Here is a 23,600-nt window from a genome sequence, read left to right as displayed (position 1 = left end):
AAGTATTTTATCTTATTATATACTGATAAAAAAAATGATCAAACAACTTAAAGATAACTGGAAACTCTTTTTACTAGCAAGTTTAACATTAGGACTTGCCCCTTTTAATCCGCCACATATTTTAGGTAAAATTGAATGGCTTTTAGGTGGAAGTGCATTTTCTGGAACACATGCAATGCAAGCTAAAGATTGGTTTGATGTTTTGCTCCACGGAAGTCCGTGGTTATTATTAATAATTTCTATTGCTTTAAATCTTTTTGCATTAAAGACAAAAAACGTCCCAAAATAGCACTCCCTATTTGCTCCTTTTCTACAAAACCTTGAGATTTATAAAAAGGAATAGCATTAGGATCTGCAACTAACTCTATTGTTTTTGCGTTAGAAACGATTGCTTTTTCTAAGGCATGTATTAGTAGTTTTTTACCGATACCTTTTCCTATAAATTTAGGTAAAACAAATAACATTTCTAATTTAACAAGCTCTTCCTTCGGATTGTTTAAAACATAGAAACCAACAGTAACGTCATCAACCATAAATTTATACACTTGGCAGGTTTGTATGGTTTTAGTAGTTACGGTTAGGTCTGCTCTCCAACCTTCTATCAAATCGTTAGAATACCCCCAAAAAGCTTTCGATTTTAAAGCAATTTGGGTGAGCTGTTCTGCTTCTAAAAAATCAGCGGGAACAATCATGTTATTTTTTAATTAATTGCTTAATTTTAATATTAAAAGCAGCAAAAATTAAAGTCATAATAGGACTTAACCAGTTAAAAATAGCAAAGAAAAAATATTCTGAAACACCTACTCCTAAAACTCCAGATTGATATGCTCCACAGGTATTCCATGGAATTAAAACAGAAGTTACCGTACCAGAATCTTCTAATGTTCTACTTAAATTTTCTGGTGCTAAGCCTTTATCTTCATACGCTTTTTTAAACATTTTCCCTGGTACAACAATGGCCAAATACTGGTCTGAAGCCGTTACGTTTAATGCCAAACAACTCGCAACAGTACTTGCAAACAAACCAAAAACTGAAGATGCCATACTTAATAAAGCTTTACTAATTCTTGCCAAAGCTCCAATTGCATCCATAATTCCACCAAAAACCATTGCACAAATTATCAACCAAATAGTCCCCAACATTCCATTCATTCCTCCGGCAGAAAATAAATCATTTAATTCCACACTTGTAGTTTCTACAGCAGAATCTACTGTAATTGCATTCATGACTCCTTTATATGCTGAATTAAAAGTTAAAGAATCTGCGCCGGCAACACTCACAACAATATCTGGTTGTGCAATTACAGCAACAATACCTGCAAATAAAATACCCACTAATAAAGCTACTAAAGGTTCTGTTTTTTTTATGATTAAAAATATCACCGTTATTGGTACAATAAATAACCAAGGAGAAATATTAAAAGCAGCATCTATAGCCGCTAATTTATCTGAAACATCTGGTGTACCTGTTGTTTCTATAGAAAAACCAATAATTACAAAAACCAATAATGTAATTATAATTGTTGGCACTGTGGTTAACGCCATATATTTAATATGTGTAAACAAATCTCCACCTGCCATTGTAGGTGCAAGATTTGTAGTATCTGATAAAGGTGACATTTTATCTCCAAAATAAGCACCAGACAATACTGCTCCTGCCGTCATACCTGCAGGAATACCTAATGTGTTTCCAATACCCACCAAAGCAATACCAACGGTTGCAGAAGTAGTCCAAGAACTACCGGTTGCAATAGAAATAATGGCACAAATTATTACCGAAGCGGCTAAAAATATTGTTGGGTTTAAGATTTGTAATCCATAATAAATCATAGAAGGAATGATACCACTTATTAACCAAGTTCCTGCCAAAGCACCAACCATTAATAAGATTAAAAGAGCGCTAGAAGTAGATTTTATATTTTCAGAGACTTCTTCCATCATTTGTTTGTAAGAAACCTTATTCTTAAAACCTACAATGGCAGCTACTGCTGCTCCCATTAACAAAATAAATTGATTACTACCACTTAAAGCATCATCACCATAAACAAAGAAAACATTGTAAAACAACATAGCAACCAATACAAAAACCGGTATTAGAGCCTCCCAAATATTAAGCTCTTGATTTTCTATAATATTTTCGTCTTCCAGGTTTGTTGGTCTAATATTTTGGCTCTCCATATGGTAAAAATTTCGTTTGGTAATGTTACGATTTTACTAAGTTTTACGCAAATTGAATTCAGTAACTTACATTTACCCTTATAGATTTGTGAACTCTATTTTTTTTAGTCTGTTTTTTTAAGAAAATATATTATAAGAATGGTAAAAAACGATAATCTGTATTTTTATGAAATTCTAAAAAAAAGATGCTACCAAACTTCCACCAAAGCTATACAAGATAACTTTATAGACTCTTATAACATCTAAAAAGAAAAACCCAAAACATGTGTTTTGGGTTTGTAAAATAAAGAAATTTCTCTAAAACAAGTCTAGAAGAATTTTTTAAAATTAAATTTTAATTAAAACAATTTTCTCTGATTGCTTTTCTACTAATTGACTATAAAAACCTTTTAATGCTGCATAATATTGAGGAGCAATAACAGCATTGTTAAATTGTAAAACAGATAAGGTTCTTATTTTATTTCCTTGTTGTGTTACTTGAAATTTAAATACACCCAAACTATCTGGCAACCCAATAGCCAATGGTTCTGGAAGCGTTTCTACTTTATACCCTTCTGGAACCTGAATAGAAACAGTATTACTTTCTTTCCATGGAGTTGCAAAATCTACAGGGAATTTTCTATCTTCTAATTTAAACGGATTTTGATGTTCTGATAAAAATAATAAAGGCTCTACATACAGTTTTCCGTTTACATTTTCTACTAAATTATCGCTACTAAACTGAAGAGTTCTAACAATAGGTTTGTCTAAGTCTTCTTTATTTACAACCCTATATCCATCTATTTCAAATCCATATTTTTCTTCTAAACTTTCTTTTAACTCTTCTTCTTTTATATGATTATTATTCTTTCTGTAATTTAAGGCATTTAGGTTATCATAATTTGTTCTAATTAATCCTTTTACAAGCATGTCTTCAGAAATTTTAACCATAACATTATGATCTTCTAATGCATGTTTAGAAGATGTTAACTGAATCCAAGAAGAAGTTCCATCCTTAGCAACCTTTCTACCTTTCCAATTTAACACTCTCGTTGGTAAAATATTTGGTACACTAAATTCTTCTGAAGCATCCAATAAAACAGTCTCTCCATTTTGAAGCGCTACGGTAGCAATTACATAATTAAAACCCTCTATTGTAGGAAAAAAAGGGACACCATTTACCCTTGTACTTAATAATACAGGGTTTGCATCTAAACCTGCAAATCGCAACATAGAAGTTAACATTAAATTGATATCTGCAATATTACCAACCCTTTCTTTAAACGCCTTTCTAACACCATAATCTGTGTAAATACCATTATAGTTATTCCATTTTACTTGATTTTTTACAAATTGAAAAATAGCATCAATCTTTTCTGATTCTGTTTTTGTCGTTTTTAAAATTTCTTCTAAATCGTCTTTGTAATAACTAGTTTTTTCTAATTCTGCACCAAAACTTTCCGATTTATAAATTTGCTCACTTACATCTTCCCAATTATTTGAATAGAATTTTAAGATAGAATTTGGAAACTTTGTAGAAGCTAATTCATATTTAACTCCTCCTCTATAATTTTTAACATCTGTTACATAAGGTTCGTTATTTTTTAAAGCTGGTATGTTTTCCGATTCATAAATATCGATATTGGTTTTAAGATTAACTTTAGAGGTAACCACTTGAGATGTTAAAGTTTCCCCCATACTTTTTTCTGACGTCCTTACTCTTTGAGACATTGTAATACTTCCGTTTTTTATACCTTCTTTAATATCTATAAAATAATATCCTTTCGTTTTTTTAGTAAAACTATAATACTCTGGTATTTCAATTTTATAATTTAATAATTTTACAGGAATATCAAATTGGTAATCTACGTCGTCAATAGAACGGTATGGAGAAATTATTTTATATTCTAAATCTAACACTGAACCAACTTTAACATTAGGAAACGTAATTTTTTTAATACTTCTATATCTAGATAATTTCTCATCAAAAATTGAAGATTTAGAAAGCTTTTCCTTTTTTACTTTACCAGATTCTAATGCAAAACTATACCCTTTAATAGAGGTTACCTTTTCATTATCTCCTTTTTCTGGTTTGTAATAAGTGATAGATTTTGTAGCTTTATCAAAACCTGACTTATTATAAATTTTAATACGTTCATGAATTTCAGTGATTACTTGAAAACCTTTATCTTGAACATAGGTAAAATAAGTTCTTCTACTTTTATATAAATAAGCAGCATCTGCAGAAGCATCAGAAGGGTAAAACTCCTCTTTTAATTCTTCTTTAGACACTTTACCAAACTTATAATCTTGAGCAACCAAAGAAATTTGACTTAATAATAGCAATACAATTGTAATTCTCTTCATTTTATTTATTTTGGGGTTATAGCAATTCTTAAATTTTCATATTTCACAATACTTCTTCTAAAGTTTCGATAATTATTATAGTCTTCTTTAGCATAAACTCCAGCCTTAATTACCATTGTTTTATGATAGTTAAAAGTGGTATCATCTATTTTAGTAAAAGTAATTTTGTAGGTTCCAAATTTTGTAGAGATTACTTTTTCTGATGGTAAAGTACTCAAAACATATCCTTCCGGAAGTTTAAATTTATATGTTGTATCATCTTTATAACCTCTAGAAATTTTTAAAGGCAATTTTCTACTTCTATATCTTTTAGGTACAAAACCATTTTTGTTAAAAACATTTACCCTAAATAAATATTCTTGTTCATTTACGGAAGCATAGCTTTTAATAGTCATTTTTAAATCTTCTTTAAAAACGACTTCTTCTTTATCATTTAATAAATCTACTGCTGTAATTTCTAAGTTATTATTATACTCCCAAACGTTAGATTTGTAATTCTTAACAAGTTCTTCTTCTGTAAGTTTTTCATAATATGATTTATCATCATATTGAATTCCATTAGAAACTCTTTTTAAACTAGCAGATAAATTTCCGTTTTTTTCTAGCTGAATAGTTGCTTTTATTTCCTGAAGGTTTGTTTCGTCTTTATAAGCCGGTGTACGTTTAACAATACCACCCTCTGGCGTCATTACCAACACATTTCTGTCATCTGTAAAATCTCCTAAAAACCCAAACGGAATTGTCTGACTTGTACATTCTAACCAAATGTCATTACCATTATTTGGAATATTTAAAATAACATGATTTCCTTGCATTCCAAAAAAATCTTTTTCTACATCTCGCTGTTCTGCTCCTGCCCAAATTACTGCATAATGAGATTTTACGCCAACAGCGTCTAATAGTGTTTTGGTATAATTGGTTAATCCTTTACAATCTCCATACCCCACTTTATCCACCTCATTAGCAGGTATTGGCATCCAACCTCCTACTCCTTCTTGCACACTTATATAGCGTGTTTTATTTTGCATAAAAGCATAGACAATTTTAGCTTTTTCTATTGGGTCTGTTACATCTTCTACCAATATTCTAACCTTTGCTTTTATATCCTCAGACAGTTCGTCTTTTCCATTTTTTAAATAGTCATAACGCCACTTACCAAACTCACTCCAATTAGTAGCTTCTCCTACTATTTTTTTTAAGGAAAATTGATTTATCCCAACCATTAAATAAGGCATAATATCTATAGACAGAGGCGCATTATTTTCATACTTAACCACTTTTTGATTGCTTATTGCATAGTTTAGATTAAACTCAGTAGAGGTATTTTCTATAGAATAAGAATTAAAGTTTTTTTCTTTTGTTCTAACCGTAAATTTCTTTGGGTTTAAAAGTTTGTAGCTGCTTTTTTCTATGGATAAAAAATAACTTTCTACGGGAAACCAACTGGGAATAAAACCTGTGGATGATGTTTTATATTCAGATTCAAAAACTACGGTGTACGGATAAGAAACTGGCGTATGATCTATATATTTTACTCTAGAATCGGAGTACAAAGTTCCTCCACTTACTGCACTTACGTCTAAAAAATCTCTTTCTTTATACTTTTTAATCTCACGACCAAAAGCATCATAAATAGTAGCGGAAAGTTCCGTTATTTTTGTATCATCATCATAATTAGCAGACATGCTAACATAGTTGTCTCCTAATTTATTTAAAACTGTAATTACTTCTTTTTTAAACACCGTCATTTCATCTACTTCCTCAATAGTAATTTCTATAGAATTGTCTCTAATAACTGCATTTGCATCTTCTGTTAACGAACTGGGAATTAACAAGAAAGCGTAATTTTCTTTTTGACTAAAAGTAGAAGTTATTGAAAACAAGGAAATAAATAGGCACAGGGAAATAAACTTTTTCATACAATTATAGGGATAGCAGTCCAAAGTTAAAAAAATTAAAAAGAAAAGAGGCTAAAAACATACGTTTTTAGCCTCTAAAATTGAATTTGAATTAATCTAATTTACGCTTTCGTTTTTACAACAAAAGAGAAAGTCATAATATCATCTATAAATTTATCTTTTAATCCCTCAAAGAATTTTTTAGACCCATATTTTACATTAAAATCTGATCTATCTACATTAAAAGATTCACTTGTAAATACTGTAACTCCATTTTCTGTAGAGATAGTTGCAGGTATTGTTATACTTTTTGTTACATCTTTAATTTGTAAATTTCCTGTAACTGCTAATTTTCCTTCCACCTCTTCTACATTGGTAATAACAAATTTTGAAATAGGATAAGCATCTACTTCAAAAAAGTCTTCATTACTTAAATGCCCTACTAATTTTGCATTTCCTTCTTTATCTGCAGGAATATCTAAATTTACAATAGTAGTCATGTCAATTACAAACTCACCATTAATAAGTTTACCATCTTCTACTAATAAACCTCCACTTTTTAAAGCTACAGTTCCATTATGGGCTCCTCCTGGTTTTGTTCCTTTCCAATTTAAAACTGAAACAGAGGTATCAACATTATTTAGTTCAGCAACATTAACCTCAACTTTTACAGCTTCTTTAGCTTCTACTTTTTCTTTTTTTTCTCCTTTACATGCAGTTAAAACTGATGCTACTAATACTAATGATAAAATTATTCTTTTCATTTTTTTATTTTTTTGTTAATATGAATTCTATTGCAAATATATACTATTTATTTCCCTTGGAAAATATTATTATAGTTTTTATGATAAATTAACATTTAACATTTTAAAAAACTACTCTTTATTTTTAGAATCTATAATAATTGTAACCGGACCATCGTTTATCAAAGCTACTTTCATATCTGCACCAAACTGACCTGTTTGTACTTTTTTACCGAGTTCGTTTTCTAAGGTTGCTACAAAATTCTCATACAACGGAATGGCTATTTCTGGTCTTGCTGCTTTAATATAACTGGGTCTATTTCCTTTTTTAGTGGATGCCTGTAGAGTAAACTGACTTACAACAATTACTTCACCATCAATGTGTATGAGTGATTTGTTCATCACCTGATTTTCATCATTAAAAACACGAAGATTAACTATTTTTCTAACCAAGAAATTAATATCTTCTTGTGTATCATCATCAACAATACCTAATAATACTAAAAGTCCCATTTTAATTTCTGCAACTTTAGCATTATCGATCGTTACACTAGCTTCCGATACTCTTTGAATTACAATTTTCATAAAGTTTATTCCTCATTATCTTCTTCGTTCCAAACATCTGTTCTAAAATGTTCTTTCTCTTCATCTCCACTTAAAATTTGAAGGTAACTCTTATAACGAGACCAAGAAACACGCTCTTCTTCTAACGCTTCTTTTACTGCACATTGTGGTTCTTTAGTGTGAATACAATTATTGAATTTACAATCTTGTTTTAAAGCAAAAAACTCAGGAAAATAATCTCCTAATTCGTATTTATCAATATCTACAACTCCAAATCCTTTAATACCGGGTGTATCTATAATTCTTGCATCGAAACTTAAATCGAACATTTCTGCAAAAGTAGTAGTGTGTTTCCCTTGATTATGTTGATCTGAAATTTCTTTTGTTTTTAGGTTTAAAGAAGGTTCAATAGCATTTACCAAAGTAGATTTACCAACACCAGAATGACCAACAAACATAGATGTTTTACCTGTCATTATTTCTTTAATGGTATCTACATTTTTATTTTGCGTAGATGAAACTTCTACACAACGATAACCAATAGCTTCGTAAATATCCTTTAAGTATAAAATTTCTGCTCGTTCCTCTAGTTGATAAGAGTCTATTTTATTAAAAACCAAAATAGTATCTATTCTATAAGCTCTGGTTGCTACTAAAAATCGATCTATAAATGTGGCAAATGTAGGCGGATTATTAATAGTAATCAATAAGAAAACTTGGTCTATATTAGAAGCAATAATGTGGGTCTGTTTAGAAAGATTTACAGATTTTCTAACAATAAAATTATCTCTATCTAAAATCTTTTTGATGACACCTGTTTCTTCATCATTCTTTTTCTCTAAATCGAACACAACTTTATCACCAACCGCAATTGGATTGGTGCTTTTGATGTCTTTTATTCTAAATTTTCCTTTAATTCTACATTTGTAAAATTCTCCGTTATCAGCTTTCACATGATACCAACTTCCAGTAGATTTATATACGATTCCTTTCATTACTACAAAGATGCTGAATTAATATTGAATTAAGAAAAATAGTAACAAATTCAATAGTTATTTCATTAATCAAGTTAAAAAATAAATTAAATCTTAAAATAATTGTTAAAGTTACCTCTATATTCGTTTTTTTTTAACCAAAACTTATTTATGAAAAAAATTATCTCACTATTTGCACTTGTAATTTGCATAACAACAACAAATGCTCAAACAAAATTATATGTACATGATGATGCTGAAACTTATGTAGAAAACACAAAAACAATAGCTATTCTACCTCTACATGTTCAGGTTAAGTTAAGACCAAAACAATTAAAAGATTTTACTTCTGAACAAATAATTGAAATGGGAAAAAGTGAAGCTTTAGACATACAAAAAGCGATGTATTCTTGGTTTTTAACTAGAAAAAAAAGAGGAACTTTATTGGTTTCTGTTCAGAACCCAACAAGAACGAATGCTTTATTGAAAAAGAAAGGAATAGATATTCATTCTTATGATGAATATTTACCTAGTGAATTAGGCGAAATCTTAGGTGTAGAAGCAGTTATTTCTGGAACTTACGAAACTTCTAAACCAATGTCTAATGGAGCTGCAATTGGACTCGCTGTTTTAACAGGTGGAATGTTTGCAACCAATACCGCAACTATGAATATGGATTTCACAAGCACTATTGATGATGAATTAGTAGTTAATTATCATAAAAAAATTAAAGGATCTCTTGGTTCTGATGCTCAAGATCTAATTAATATTTTAATGAGAAAAGTATCTAGAAGAATTCCGTATACAAAATAATTGAATATCATTATTTATATGAAAGACCGCCAATTGGCGGTTTTTTTTTTGTTAAACACATGCTGTTTTACCTAACTAAAGTAAGTTGTTTGCTATTTCGACCTTTTGGGAGAAATCACAAAAAGTTTGGTTGAGTTTGACTTATCAATGTTATAGGATTTCTCCTATCGTCGAAATGACAAATTTTTGATGACAAGTTTTCTGTAATATAATTATTGGACTTCTTATTGTTTTGAGATGTTTTTTGTCCTTCTTTGGGATTCACCATGCGTTAAGGATTGAGCAATTGTTTGAGCTCTTTTTTGTTTTTCTACAAAAAAAGCGAGTGCGAAAGCCTGACCAAGCTTTTTTGCTTGGTAACGCCCAAAAAAAATACCTTCAAATTATAAAACTTGAAGGTATTTAAATAAATATTTATGCTTAAAGATTATCCGTTGATAATTTTTTCTTGGTGAACGATAGATTCTTGGTGAATTGCCTTAAACATTTTTAAAACAAATTCTTCACTTAAACCTTTGCTACTACCTTCCATAACCATGTTTCCTAAAATCTCGTTCCAACGACGTGATTGTAATACAGCTACGTTTTGATCTTTCTTTAATTGACCAATTTTATCGGCAACTTGCATTCTTTTACCTAATAAATCAATTAATTGATCATCTACCACGTTAATTTGAGCTCTTAAATTTTCTAAAGGTTCTCTGTAACTAACTGCAGTCTCAGTTTCTTTCTTCACTTTTAAGTCTACCATTATTTGCTTTAAAGTATCCGGCGTAACTTGTTGTGCAGCATCAGACCAAGCATTTTCTGGGTCGTAATGAGTCTCAACCATTAAACCATCAAAGTTTAAATCTAAAGCAGTCTGACAAACATCAAAAATCATGTCTCTCTTACCTGTAATATGAGATGGATCGTTGATTAGTGGTAAATCTGGAAACTTATTTTGAAACTCGATAGCTAATTGCCATTCTGGATTATTTCTATATTTAGATTTTTCATACGTTGAAAAACCTCTGTGAATTGCTCCTAAATTTTTGATTCCTGCAGTATATAATCTTTCGATACCACCTAACCATAAAGCTAAATCTGGATTTACTGGATTTTTAACCAATACAATTTTATCTGTACCTGCTAATGCATCTGCAATTTCTTGCATGATAAAAGGTGATACAGTAGAACGTGCACCAATCCATAATAAATCTACATCGTGTTCTAAAGCTAACTTTACGTGGGCTGCATTTGCAACTTCTGTACAGGTTTTCATACCTGTTTCTTCTTTTACTTTTTTTAACCAGTGTAAACCAATTTCTCCAACACCTTCAAACATTCCTGGTCTTGTTCTTGGTTTCCATATTCCTGCTCTAAAATAGCTTACATCAGAATCTTTTAGTTCGTGTGCAATCTTTAAAACCTGTTCTTCGGTTTCTGCACTACAAGGCCCTGCTATTACTAGTGGATGATTTAATTTCATATCGTCCAACCATGTTCTCAATTCTTTTGTATTCTCCATTTTTCTACTTGTTTTGGCTTATTATTTTATGCCGTTTAAAATTTGTTTTATGTGATTTGTATTCTCCATTTCGTTAAAAATTTCAGAGAACCTATCTTTTTGCATCAACTCTTTAAAATGTTGTAAATTATTGATGTACTCTTCTAATGTTTCTATTACGTTTTCTTTATTTTGTTCAAAAATTGGAGTCCACATTGCTGGCGAACTTTTTGCCAAACGTACTGTAGATCTAAATCCTGAACCTGCCATATCAAAAATATCGCGTTCATTTCTTTCTTTATCAATGACCGTTTTACCTAACATAAATGCGCTTATGTGAGATAAGTGCGAAACATACGCAATATGCTTGTCATGAGAAACTGGGTCCATGTACCGAATACGCATTCCAATGTCTATAAAAAGCTTTAAAGCTTTTTCTTGAAGCTTAAAAGTTGTCTTTTCTACTTCGCAGATAATATTTGTTTTTCCAACGTATAAGCCGGATACAGCTGCTTTTGGCCCAGAATTTTCTGTTCCTGCAATTGGATGCGCTGCTAAATAATTTCTTCTTTTAGGATGATGTTCAACCACTTTACAAATTGCTTCTTTTGTAGACCCTGCATCTACAACCAAACCATCATCAGAAATTTTATCTAATATTGTCGGCAATAATTTTGCAGTTGCATCTACTGGAATTGATATAATTACCAAGTCTGCATTTTCTATATCGTCTAAAGTTGCTTTCTTTTGAATTACACCTAATTTTAGCGCTTCATCTAAATGGCTTTCATTCGTATCGATTCCGTGAATTACAACATCCGGATTGTTATTTTTAATATCGATAGCAAAACTACCGCCTATTAAACCAATACCAATCATGTATATATTTTTCATTTTGTTTTCTCTTTAAGTGAGATTCGTCTTTGTTCCTCATTCGGAATGACACACTTTAATTTTTAATTCGATAAAGTCTCTTTTTAGTAAACAAACTAACTGCAAACTGCTACTAAAAAACTACAAACTTATTTATCAAACCTGCTAATTGCTTCTTTAATTATATCTGTTGTTACACATAATGAAAAACGAATATATCCTTCTCCTTGAGAGCCAAAAATGGTTCCTGGAGTAATAAAAATATCATGATCATATAAAACTGCATCCGTAACTTCTTCAGATTTTTTTCCTTCAGGTATTTTTGCCCAAACAAACAATCCTGTTGAATTTTTACTATAAACTGCATCTAACTTATCTGCTAATTGCCAAATTAAACTTCTACGTTCTTCGTAAATTTTATTTTGTGCTAAAAACCAATCATCAGATAATTGTAAGGCTTCTATAGCTCCTTTTTGAATTCCGTAAAACATACCAGAATCCATATTCGATTTCACTTTTAAAACTTCGTTGATGTACGTTGCGTTTCCTAATAACATACCAACGCGCCAACCTGCCATGTTAAAAGTCTTACTTAAAGAGTTTAACTCTAAAGCAATGTCTTTTGCGCCTTCTACTTGTAAAATACTGATAGGATTATCGTTTAAAATAAAACTATATGGATTGTCATTAATGATTAAAATACGGTGCTTTTTACCAAAAGCTACTAGTTTTTCAAACGTTTCTAATGTTGCATTTGTTCCTGTTGGCATGTGCGGATAATTAACCCACATAATTTTTACATCACTTAAATCTTGTGCTTCTAAAGCTTCAAAATCTGGTTGCCAATTAGTAGCATCACTTAAATTATAAAACAAAGGTTCTGCTCCTACTAACTTCGTTACAGAAGTATAAGTTGGATATCCAGGATTCGGAATTAATACTTTATCGCCTTCGTTTAAAAAAGCCATAGAAATATGCATAATTCCTTCTTTACTTCCCATCAATGGTAAAATCTCGTTTTCTGGATTTAAATCTACCGAAAACTTGTTTTTATAAAAAGTTGAAATTGCATTTCTTAATTCCGGTAAGCCCTGATAGGATTGATACTTATGTGCACTTGCATCACCTAGACTATTTTGAATTGCTTCTAAAACTTCTGTTGGTGGTTGCAAATCTGGAGATCCAATTCCCATATTGATAATTGGTTTTCCTGCAGCTGCTAAACCTCTAACTTCTCTTAATTTTTTAGAGAAGTAGTATTCTTGCACTGTATCTAATCTTTTAGCTGGTTGTATCATAACTATACTATTTTCTACCGTTTTTATAAACTCCTAAAATTTTGAATTCTTCTGCCATTATTTCTATAATCGCTTTTGCTTTTTCATACTCACTATATTCTTCAAAAGTAACATCTACAAAAAATGAATATTTCCATGGAGTTTCTATTACTGGTAAAGACTGTATTTTGGTTAAGTTCATTTTGCAATCACTCAATACATTTAAAATTGCTGCAAGACTTCCTCTTTTATGGTTTAGCTGAAATTTTAAAGAAGCTTTATTAACTTCTTTATTAACTTCTGGTTTAGTAGTTTTTACAATTACAAAACGTGTAGAATTATCTTTTATGGTTTGAAGTTCATCTTCAAGAATTTCTAAACTAAATATTTCTGCAGCAATTTTTGGAGCAATTGCAGCAATACCTACTAAATTTTCTTTCGAAATTCTTTTGGCAACCTCAGCAGTGTCAACATCTTCCACTAGCTTTATATGTGGATATTTTTTAAAAAACTCCTTACATTGTAACAATGCCATTGGATGCGACCAAACTTCTTTAATATCTTCTATTCCCTGACCTTTTAGAGCCATTAAATGATGATGAATATTCAAATATTCTTCATCTATTATATGTAAATTATTATTATCAATTAATGCATAATTAGGAATTATAGACCCCGCAATGGTGTTCTCTAAAGCCATAATACCCAAATCTGCGGTATTGTCTAGCAAACTGGCTACCAACTCATCAAAAGACATGCATTCTTTTAATTGTATAGTGGTTCCATAAAAGTTGCGTGCAACTTTATGATGGTTTGAGCCTTCAGCTCCTTGTATGGCAATAATTTTATTCATTTTATTACAAATAATGTCAAAAAAAAAGCCTCGAATGGAATTCGAGACTTTATATGATATGAATGTTACTTAAAAACATGATACAAAGTCTCCTCTCTTACTAAAAAAGTAAAAGTAAAAATAGAAACGAGTAAAATAATTATTTAACATTTGTATTCTCTTTGTTTATACTGACAAATCTAAAGATAAATTTGAAACAAACAAACTAAATAGCATTTTTTATAAAAAAAATGATTAATCATTAAAAATTACATAAAATATAAAGCAATCATTATGAATTTCTTCAACTAAAAAGAGATTATAAACAGTATTCTAAATGTTAAGCTATTCTTCTACTATGTATTTCAATTGAAGCTTCTCTTTTTGGACAAAAAAACTCCTACCTAGCTCATTCATATACTCTTTAAAACCATTCTTCACTATTTTCTCAACAATTTTTAGATACTTACTAATAAAACCGAATTGTTGTCTAGTTATTTATTCCACATTGTAACAACGATTATTATATGAATATCTAAAGTAGCTAAAACCTTATTTGTAGACATATAATAGCTCTTCTCTACATATTACGTTCATGTAATTCTAAAATATAAAAAGAGAGAATTAGTGTTGTACATTTTAAATAATTCTTTCGATTTATTTGTACATATGTGAACTTAGTATTAATTTTGCTCTCCCCTTAACTGCGCCCCTAAGCAGATTTTATAGTATTCCCCCAACGTATTTTAAGATTTTAACAACTCCCCCAAAGAACAATTAAATCAAAAACACCATGAAAAAAACTACTTTTCAGGTATGTGAGTTTGGGGAAATTCAATACCTATTAAAGAACAGCTTAACAGTACTAACGCTATTATTATTTTACACTTCCTTTTCTGTAAGTGCGCAAGGCCCCGGCCGAGACACCAATGATAATATTGAATTTTACAAGAAGTTTTCTGGAGCCAATCTTACCTACAAACAAATTGGTAATAGTGAGGTTTCTTACGAAACAACGGGAACAACTTACACTTGTATAAAAAATAATGGAAGAGCTACTAGTGCTAATTTATCTATACCTGCAGATGCAGTAATACAAGCAGTATACGTACAATGGTTTGCTCTTGTAAAACATGGTAGATCTGGTTTAACATCCTATAACCCTTTATCTACAACTATTCCTATTACATTTCCTAACGGAACCACAAAAACCATAACACGAGATAAAAGTTATAGGGAAACTGTACCGTTTAACACCTTAAGTCCTCAATACGAAGGTTATTTAGCAGATATTACTGCAGAAGTATTAGCACAACCCAACCCTTCTGGAACGTATACTGCAGATGTGATCTCAACATCTACAAATAGTAGTGTATTGAATAACTTTAATGCTGCTTGTGCATTTTCTCAAGAAAACGTAAGAGCATGGCAAATGCTTGTAGTATATAAATCTAGAACAGCTGAACCAGGTATCAATCAAGTATATGTATATGATGGTTTAAAAGGTTTTGTATATGGTGATATTACTGTTCCTGTAACAGGTTACAAAGTGTATTCTGGTGATGTAGCAGGTAGTATATCTGTAGCTTCTTTACAAGGAGATGCAGCTATAGACGGAGAAAGTATTAAAGTTTCAGACAATGCCTTTGCAGACTTCCCTAATGATTTTGCAAATTCAGGAGGGGTTTCAGACCCAGCTCCAGGTAATAATGCTTATACAGGTAGCCCTTATGGAGCTTGGGATATAGATGTTGTAAACAGTAATTTTACAGCAGGTTCAACCAACTTAAATCTATACGCAGGGTCATGGCAAGATCTTATTATGTTAGACTTAATTGTATTAAAAATACCAACAGGAGGTTTAGTTGTAACCAAAAAAACCACCACACCTAATGTTAATATTGGTGAAAACGGTACCTACGAAATAACTTTAACAAATGCAACTAATGTAGATTTAAAAGGCATAAAAGCTAAAGATATTCTACCCACAGGTTTTACCTATGTATCTGGAGCCAATGTTGTGTTAAACAATGCTAGACAAACTGCTACAACAAAACCACAAGTAGGAGATACTACACTAAATTGGGGTACTTTTGATATTGATGGTAAAGGAAGTGTAACCATTATCTTTGATATAGCAGTACCTGAAAACCAAAATTTAGAAACCTATCAAAACGGAGTAACTGCTACTGTTACAAGTCCAAATGATACAGTTATTACAAATTATGATTCTGGAGACTCTACAAATGATGATATAACCGTAGGGAATCGTTGTGATGCAGCTTCTTCTGGGAACTTAGATACAGACGGAGATGGCATTAGTGATATTTGTGATTTAGATGATGATAACGATGGTATTTTAGATGTTGATGAAGATACTTGTGATATCTATGGAACTCCTTTACTTAATGAAGATTTTGGAATAGGAAACAATATAAGTACTCCTTTATCTGGAGGAGCGTCTACAAATTATAACTATTTAGATTTAAAAAATCCACGTGATAATAATACTAGTCGTGATTTACAGGATGACCTTTACGCAGTATTTAATAACATCCCTAACTCTGCAAGTTGGGCAGATGATAAATGGCAAACTGTAGGTGATCACACAAGTGGTAGCTTAACACCTACAAACGACAATATGTTAATGGTAAATGCAGGTAAAACACTTGATGTTATTTATCAGAAAACAATTTCAGGTATTACAGCTGGTGCACTTTTAGATGTATCTTTTTGGGTCTTAAATTTAGATGTTGATAATACTATTAATAATGATCCTCTTAGAGTTTTACCTAACATACAAATAGAACTTTGGCAAAACGGAGTACTTTTAGGTCCTCCTGTAAATACAGGAAACATTGTTAGAGAAGAAGCAGGCAGTAAAGATGCATGGAAATATTATGGTACAAAAGCACCTTTAACTACATTAAATAGCAGCAATATAACCGTTGTTATTAGAAACAACACGAAAGCAGAATATGGAAACGATTTAGCTATTGATGATATTCTAGTAAGACAATTATGTAATACAGATTCAGATGGAGATGGGATCCCTAATCGTTTAGATTTAGACTCAGATAACGATGGTATTCCAGATGTTATAGAAGCTGGTGGTAAAGACGACAACAATGATGGAATGGCAGATGGTGTAGTTGGTACAACACCATCAACTAAAGGAATTCCACAAAGTGCAGGTACAGGTAATACACCAACATCTACAGACGGAGATGGCATACCAGATTATCTAGACATAGATGCAGACAATGATGGTATTCCAGATAATATAGAAGTACAAACTACTGCAGATTATATCGCTCCAAGTGGAGTTGGTACTAGTATGGCAGATAGTAATAACAATGGTATTGATGATAATTATGAAGTTGGTGGTAACGTTTTTATCCCAGTAGATACTGATGACGATAAAATACCAGATTACTTAGACCCAGATTCAGACAATGATGGTATTCTTGATATTGCAGAAAATGGAGACTCACAAAATGTTCTTACAGGAAAAGATACTGATGGTGATGGTTTAGATGATGCTTTTGATGACAACACAGACAACCCTAATACTGGATTTACAGTAAATGATGGTGTAAGCCCAAACAACAAAGTAACAAACTTAACTACCCTAGAAAACTCTTTTGGAGATGAAGATAATGACTTCAACCCTAATAACCCAAATACAGGTAATTTAGATTATAGAGATATTAAGGATAATGATAATGATGGTATTCCAGACAGCATCGATTTAGATGATGATAACGACGGTATACCAGATACTATTGAAAATGGAGGAAACTTAGCCGAAGGTGATGAAGATGGAGATGGTATTCCTAATTATTTAGACAACCATGATGACGGTAATGGAGGAGACGGAAGTACTACAGATTACACAGACTCTAACAATGACGGTATACCTGATGTATATGATAACGACGGAGATGGTATTCCTAATCACTTCGATTTAGATTCAGACAACGATGGTATTCCAGATATCGTAGAAGCTGGTGGTATTGACACAGATGGAAATGGAAAAGTAGATGATATTAATACTGATGGAACTCTTGTAAAGGATATAGACAAAGACGGTTTAGATGATCGTTATGACGCTAATGTTACAGGTGGAGCTAATGGAAATAATATTTCAAACCCAGATTCAGACGGAGATGGTATTCCTGATACACGAGATTTAGACTCAGACAACGATGGTATTCCAGATATAGTAGAAGCTGGTGGTACAGACATTAGTGGAGACGGTAAAGTAGACAATATAAATTCTGATGGTACGCTAAAAAATGATGTAGATGAAGACGGTTTTGATGATCTAGTTGATGGTGATGTTGGCCAACTTGGTACACCTAACAACAAAGACAATGCTCTAGTTATTACCGGAAGTGATACTAATAATGATGGAAAACCTGATTCTTATACAACAGGAGATACAGACGGAGATGGTATCCCTAATCACATAGATTTAGATTCAGACAACGACGGAATTACTGATATTACAGAAGCTGGAGGTATTGATGCCGACGGAGATGGAAAAATAGATAACATAAGAAGTAATGGTACGCTAATAAATGATGTAGATAACGATGGTTTTGACGATGCTGTAGATGGTAATGTAAATGGTACAGATAATAAAAATAATGCATTAATTGTTACAGGAGTAGACACAGATGGTAATGGTAAACCTAATAGTTACCCTAATGGAGATACAGACAAAGACGGTGTATTAGATTTTCTAGACTTAGACTCAGACAACGATGGTATCGCAGATATTGTAGAAGCTGGTGGTATTGATGGTGACGGAAACGGAAAAGTAGATGATATTAATGCAAACGGAACTTTAATAAACGATGCAGATAGTGATGGTTTAGATGATCGTTACGACGCTAATGTAACAGGTGGTACAGATGGTAATGCTATTACAAACCCAGATACAGATGGTGATGGTATTAAAGACACACAAGATTTAGATTCAGATAACGATGGTATTCCAGATGTTGTAGAAGCTGGTGGTACAGATGCCAATGGAGATGGTATTGCAGACAACTTTAACGATACAGACAATGATGGTTTTAATGACTATGTAGATGGTGATGTAAACGGTGCTATCAACAGTAATAACGCTTTAATACTTACAGCTAGCACAGACGCAAACAACGATGGTAAGCCAGATACATATGATACTGGTGATACAGATAACGATGGTATTCCTAACTACTTAGATTTAGATTCTGATAACGACGGAATTTCAGATTTAGTAGAAGCAGGCGGAATAGATACTGATGGTAATGGATTAGTAGATACTATTAACTCTGATGGTTCTTTAAGAAATGACGTTGATAACGATGGTTTTGATGATGCTGTAGAAGGAAATGTTAACGGAACTAATAATGTTGCAAAAGCATTAATAGTTACCGGAGCAGATTCAAATAACAATGGTAAACCTAATAGTTACCCTAACGGAGATACAGACCAAGATGGTATATTAGACATGTTAGACTTAGATGCCGATAATGATGGAATTCCAGATTTAATAGAAGCTGGCGGAGTAGATGAAGACGGAAACGGTTTAGTAGACAACATCAACAGTAATGGAACATTAATTAACGATACTGATAACGATGGTTTTGATGATGCTGTAGATGGAAAAGTTGGTACTATCAATAATAGCAACAATGCCTTAGTAGTTACAGTAGCAGATAATAATAACGATGGTAAACCAGACTCTTATATTACAGGAGATTCTGATAAGGATGGTATCCCAAATCATATAGACCTAGATTCAGACAACGATGGTATTGTAGATATTATTGAAGCTGGTGGTACAGATGCTAACAGAGATGGTAAAGTAGATAACATTAACAACAACGGTAAATTAACAACTGATACTAATAACGATGGTTTTGATGATAATGTTCAAACCGATCCGTTAATAATTACCGGACCAGATACAGATGCAACAAATACAACAGCAGATGGGAAACCAAACTCTTACCTAAAAGGAGATGCAGATACAGATGGTAAACCAAACTTTATAGATATTGATGCTGATGATGATGGTATTCCGGATAATATTGAAGGACAATCTACAAGTGGTTATAAAAAACCTTCTGGAGTAGGCAACGGAATAATAGACAACAACAATAATGGTGTAGATGACCAATATGAATTTAGCGCTAATATTGGCTTTATTCCAGAAAATACTGATGGAACGGATACTCCAGATTACTTAGATGCAGATTCAGATAATGATGGTGTACTTGATATTGCTGAAAATGGAGATTTACAAAATGAGCTAGCAACAGATGCAAGCGGTAAATTATTAGATACAGATGGTGATGGTTTAAATGATGCATTTGATGATAACCTAGACATTCTAAATAACGGATTTACAGTAAATGATGGAGGAATAGCACCTAATAACATAGTAACAACATTAGCTATTTTAGAAAACTCTTTTGGAGATACAGATGGTAATTTCGATCCAAATAACCCAACTAGTGGTAACCTAGATTATAGGGACATACCAGAAGCTGCAGACGTTATGATTACGCAAGTATATCAATTTGGCACTGAAAGATGGATTGAAATAACAAATATCGGTTCAGAAGATATTCCTGCGAATACAATTAAAATTCAATTGTATAAGAATCAAACAATAGCTCAGGTTGATGCACTAGCAATAGCAACACCAACTGAAGAAGTTGTGGTTGATTCTGAGTTAAAAGTAGGTAAATCTGTCCTATTTAAAAACAATACAACTTCTGAAATAACAAATTTAGGTGATGCAACAATTATAGAAAACAGCGCATTAACTGATATCAGCGGAGCAAATGATATTATAACACTTTCTTCTGCTACAGGAAATTATGCATGGGCAAATAGATATGATATAATTTCTGATATTACCGACAAAACTTCATTTGTTCGAATAGATGAAGTAACAGCACCTAATAAAAATTATGATTCTAGTGAATGGGTAGTTTTTATAGATGATGCAATAAACTCATATCAATCTGGTTATGAAACTGGAGACAATAGTACAAAAAGACACTCTTTAGATCCATTAATCTCAGAAATAGAGAATTCTAATTCTGAAGCTAACACTTTGTTAGGTTTACATAGAATTGAAGAAACCACTACGAATACGGATGGTACTTGGGACAACGGTTATCCAGACAGATCTCGTTATGTGATAGTTGATGAGTCTTACAACCATCAAAATAATCGATTAAGTGCTAGAAAATTAAAGGTTCTTAACACAAATGAGTTAAAAGTAACAGATCAATTATTAGTAGTTACAAATGATATAGAGTTAGACGGAGACATTCGTTTATCTGGTTCTTCTGCTCAATTGATACAGACGCATGAAAATGCTAGTACTGTTTCTGGTGATGGAAGATTGTTTGTAGATCAAAACTCAGAAGTACCAAGTAAATACCGTTATAATTATATGAGTTCTCCGGTTACTACTTTAAATAAGGCAACCTATTCTTTAGAATCTGTTCTTAGAGACGGTACAACAGCAAATACACCTAAAGAAATTACTTTTGTTGGTGGATATGATGGTTCTTTTACTGAATCTGGTATTTCCTTAGCAGATTACTGGGTATACACGTATGCTCCAGCTAGTAACGGAAGAGCAAATTGGTCTCATAAATATAAAAGCGGAACAATAGATAGAGGTGATGGTTATACTTTTAAAGGACCTGGAAGAGAACAAAACTATACATTTGTGGGTACCCCTAATGATGGTGAGTTTAAAACAAAACAGATAACTGAAGGACAATCTTATTTAATTGGAAACCCCTTCCCTTCTGCTTTAAATGCAAGAAAATTTTTAGATGACAATAACGATTTAATATCAACACTTTATTTTTGGCAACATGTAGCAGAAACGAATGCTTCAGGAACTGCTGGTCATAATTTTGGAGGATATATAGGTGGTTATGCTGCTCAAAACGTAAGTATGGCAACAGCAGTAAAAACAGGTGAAGTAGGTCCTGTTGACTACACGTTAGAAGCTGAACATGTGCCTGATGCAGATACAGATGGTTTTAAATTATCACTTCTAGATATTATAGGTACAGTCGTTTCTTTAAATGATCATGATTATATCAAATTCTCTAACATTCCTAGAGGAGTAGAATCATTAAAAATAAATTACGCATCATCCTTTACTAAAACTTTTAACATAAAAATTAATAACGTAGATAAAGGAGAGTTTACTTTCCCTTCTACTGGTCTATTTTACAGAAATATAACATTTGAATTATGCATACCTGCTGGTAGCGATATTATTTTTACAGGAACCAACGACACCGGTACTTTACATATGAATAGTTTAAACTTTAAAGATGATGACGGCCTTATATCTTGTGTTGCGAACTCTGGTGGCAATGAATATGAAAATTTATACAAATCTCCAGAACCTTATGTTGCAATAGGTCAAGGATTCTTTGTAGAAGGTATTGGTACCGGACAAATTAAATTTAATAATAGTCAAAGAGAATATAAAACAGAAGGAACTGGTGAATCTATATTCTTAAAAAGCGATCAGAAAACAACTTTAAAAGCAGTTAATAACAACCTATCTATATTAAAATTAGGAATGAGCTATTCTAATGATGAAGGAAGCAATTTACATCGTCAAATTGGAATTTCTTTTAATCAAGCAAATTCTTTTGAATATGAAAAAGGGTATGACTCTGAAATGTATGATGTGAACCCTACAGATTTCTATTGGAAGTTTCCAAATGATACAAATAGTTATGTAATTTCTGGAGTACAAGAAATATCGAATGCACTAGAAGTACCACTAGAAGTTATTGTAAGCGAAAACAGTATTATTACAATTGGTATTGATGAAATAAACAACATCAATCAAAATGTATACATCAAAGACAAATTAACAGGTAAAACACAGCTAATAAATGATGTTAGTGCAGCATATCAATTAGAAGCAGGTACATACACAGACAGGTTTGTTTTGGCTTTTGAAGCGGCAGAAGACAGTGTACTTGGTGTAGAAGAAGATCTACTTGCTGGACAAACCAGTATTTATGCAGATAACGACAATAACAAAATTGTAATCTCTAAAAATCAAGAAGTGAATATTCAAAAAGTAGAGTTATTTGATATTCTTGGTAAAAAAGTAAGTACATGGAATATTAACGAACAAAAACCTACTTACCAATTAGACATCAAAAAACAAATACCAACTGGTATTTACATTGTTAAAATGAACACAGATAAAGGAGCAGTCAATAAGAAAGTAGTAATTGAATAATAAACACCCCATGCCTCTAGTTAAAAAATGAGGTATAGATTTAATAAAAAACTCTAAAGATAATAATCTTTAGAGTTTTTTATTATGAGGAAGTTTTTAATGGTAATATAAGTTTCTATTAACCCCAACTATAAAAGTTCTTTCTGAATCGTAATCCTACACATTATAAAATTCTAGGCTATTTTTTTTAGAATGTAACCCAACCTCTACTATTATAAATTATCTACAAAGTTATACGATATAGAGATGTAATCTGACAATATATTATTATAATTTAAAGAATTTAATTAAAAAGATAAGTATATAATAGCT

The 23,600-nt window shown here is 31.7% G+C and carries 14 protein-coding genes; 3 read left to right on the top strand and 11 right to left on the bottom strand.

Translation table 11 applies throughout. From position 1 onward, the window contains the following. The first annotated feature begins 34 nt into the window (after positions 1–34). Positions 35–289, top strand: a complete 255-nt coding sequence (locus H0I29_RS09285) for a hypothetical protein (RefSeq protein ID WP_218752066.1) — start codon at positions 35–37, stop codon at positions 287–289. On the opposite strand, the gene H0I29_RS09280 is transcribed toward H0I29_RS09285, so the two are convergent. The 7 genes from H0I29_RS09280 to rsgA form a co-directional block, all read right to left on the bottom strand. Beyond that, positions 240–692 carry a GNAT family N-acetyltransferase gene (locus H0I29_RS09280; protein WP_218752065.1) on the bottom strand — a complete coding sequence of 151 codons (453 nt, stop codon included), beginning with the start codon at positions 690–692 and terminating at the stop codon, positions 240–242. The two genes, H0I29_RS09285 and H0I29_RS09280, sit on opposite strands and share 50 nt — an antisense overlap. 1 nt (position 693) lies before the next feature. After that, positions 694–2,178, bottom strand: coding sequence for a Na+/H+ antiporter NhaC (nhaC, locus tag H0I29_RS09275; protein ID WP_068448874.1), 1,485 nt, complete (start codon positions 2,176–2,178; stop codon positions 694–696). A 327-nt stretch (positions 2,179–2,505) separates the two neighbouring features. Beyond that, a complete protein-coding gene (locus H0I29_RS09270; protein ID WP_218752064.1) occupies positions 2,506–4,524 on the bottom strand; it encodes a transglutaminase domain-containing protein in 2,019 nt (672 codons plus the stop codon). Between the two features lie 5 nt (positions 4,525–4,529). Next, complete coding sequence (locus H0I29_RS09265; RefSeq protein WP_254712603.1) at positions 4,530–6,359, bottom strand: DUF3857 domain-containing protein; 1,830 nt, start codon at positions 6,357–6,359, stop codon at positions 4,530–4,532. Positions 6,360–6,544: 185 nt separating this feature from the next. Then, positions 6,545–7,186 (bottom strand): YceI family protein, encoded by a 642-nt coding sequence (locus tag H0I29_RS09260; RefSeq protein ID WP_218732494.1) that lies wholly within the window; start codon positions 7,184–7,186, stop codon positions 6,545–6,547. 111 nt (positions 7,187–7,297) lie between these two features. Then, positions 7,298–7,750, bottom strand: a complete 453-nt coding sequence (gene dtd / locus H0I29_RS09255; protein ID WP_218752062.1) for a D-aminoacyl-tRNA deacylase — start codon at positions 7,748–7,750, stop codon at positions 7,298–7,300. Positions 7,751–7,755: 5 nt separating this feature from the next. After that, the gene (gene rsgA / locus H0I29_RS09250) at positions 7,756–8,724 is read right to left on the bottom strand and encodes a ribosome small subunit-dependent GTPase A (protein ID WP_218732492.1); all 969 of its coding nucleotides are present in this window, start codon (positions 8,722–8,724) and stop codon (positions 7,756–7,758) included. Positions 8,725–8,874: 150 nt separating this feature from the next. Between rsgA and H0I29_RS09245 the strand changes: the two genes are divergently transcribed. Continuing rightward, positions 8,875–9,516, top strand: a complete 642-nt coding sequence (locus H0I29_RS09245; RefSeq protein WP_218752061.1) for a hypothetical protein — start codon at positions 8,875–8,877, stop codon at positions 9,514–9,516. 427 nt (positions 9,517–9,943) lie between these two features. Here the strand turns inward: H0I29_RS09245 and H0I29_RS09240 are convergent, their stop codons facing one another. From H0I29_RS09240 to H0I29_RS09225, 4 genes are all read right to left on the bottom strand, one after another. After that, positions 9,944–11,026, bottom strand: a complete 1,083-nt coding sequence (locus tag H0I29_RS09240; RefSeq protein ID WP_218752060.1) for a bifunctional 3-deoxy-7-phosphoheptulonate synthase/chorismate mutase type II — start codon at positions 11,024–11,026, stop codon at positions 9,944–9,946. Between the two features lie 21 nt (positions 11,027–11,047). Beyond that, complete coding sequence (locus tag H0I29_RS09235) at positions 11,048–11,899, bottom strand: prephenate dehydrogenase (RefSeq protein ID WP_218732489.1); 852 nt, start codon at positions 11,897–11,899, stop codon at positions 11,048–11,050. 128 nt (positions 11,900–12,027) lie between these two features. Continuing rightward, positions 12,028–13,176, bottom strand: coding sequence for a pyridoxal phosphate-dependent aminotransferase (locus H0I29_RS09230; RefSeq protein WP_218732488.1), 1,149 nt, complete (start codon positions 13,174–13,176; stop codon positions 12,028–12,030). A gap of 7 nt (positions 13,177–13,183) precedes the next feature. Beyond that, positions 13,184–14,008 carry a prephenate dehydratase gene (locus tag H0I29_RS09225; protein WP_218732487.1) on the bottom strand — a complete coding sequence of 275 codons (825 nt, stop codon included), beginning with the start codon at positions 14,006–14,008 and terminating at the stop codon, positions 13,184–13,186. Positions 14,009–14,780: 772 nt separating this feature from the next. On the opposite strand from H0I29_RS09225, the gene H0I29_RS09220 reads away from it, so the two are divergent. After that, the gene (locus H0I29_RS09220) at positions 14,781–23,288 is read left to right on the top strand and encodes a T9SS type A sorting domain-containing protein (protein WP_218752059.1); all 8,508 of its coding nucleotides are present in this window, start codon (positions 14,781–14,783) and stop codon (positions 23,286–23,288) included. The last annotated feature ends 312 nt before the right edge of the window (positions 23,289–23,600 follow it).

The sequence above is a fragment of the Polaribacter sp. R2A056_3_33 genome (genome assembly GCF_019278485.1).
Classification (GTDB): Bacteria; Bacteroidota; Bacteroidia; order Flavobacteriales; family Flavobacteriaceae; genus Polaribacter.
Note: the sequence above shows the minus strand (reverse complement) of the source record. Positions and strands in the feature narration are given on the sequence as shown.